Here is a 717-nt window from a genome sequence, read left to right as displayed (position 1 = left end):
GTAATTTGTAGTACCATTTAATATTCCCCTTATCTTAAACACCTCTACTAAAGGTTGAACTCTATATAAGTTTATAGATGGTGTACCACTCATTACGGTACCTTGAAAACCTATTTTTGAGCCATGTTTTTCTGCTACTTCAAATAATTTTTGAAATTCAAGAGCTAGTGGCGCCTTATTAACTGTTATCACGTGTATTCCTCGCGATAACGCTTTAATGTAAAGGCTTACTGAAGGTTCTCCATCGTTATAATTAGGGCTAGAAGTGTCAACTACTACTTCTGGATTTACAAAATCTAATGCTTCAATCACATTAATGGTTTTCTCAGGGATGAAATCATCTTTATCTCCCATCATAAAACCTCGTCTAGTAACTATCCCAGCAATTTCAACATCTTGTAATATTGGATACCTATCTTTTTTCTCATAAAGTAGTTTTCTGAACGCCCTTCCTACGTTACCATAACCCACTAATAATAGTTTCATTTTATCACCAAGGTTTCATAGTCCTTTTTACCACTACAAAACCTCTCTAATAAGTCTACTACATTATCCACAGCCCTCTTAACTAGGTCTTCTTCTACATTTGGTACTCCAGCTCCTACTATAACTACGTTTTTTGTATCTGAAGTTACGCTAGTGATAATTGAATCCCTGTGAGGATAAACGTGAAGTACCCTACCTTCATCATCTACTAATATTGGAATACCTTTATCT

At 35.0% G+C, this 717-nt stretch carries 2 pseudogenes; both read right to left on the bottom strand.

What is annotated here, in order from left to right:
- Window positions 1-486, bottom strand: a pseudogene (locus tag DMP16_RS10490) (homoserine dehydrogenase); the annotation flags it as partial.
- Window positions 483-717, bottom strand: a pseudogene (locus DMP16_RS10485) (hypothetical protein); the annotation flags it as partial. The pseudogenes DMP16_RS10490 and DMP16_RS10485, both read right to left, overlap by 4 nt.

Source organism: Sulfolobus sp. B1 (assembly GCF_007050195.1).
In the GTDB taxonomy this organism is placed as follows: Archaea; Thermoproteota; Thermoprotei_A; order Sulfolobales; family Sulfolobaceae; genus Saccharolobus.
This window is presented reverse-complemented; position numbering and strand designations above follow the sequence as displayed.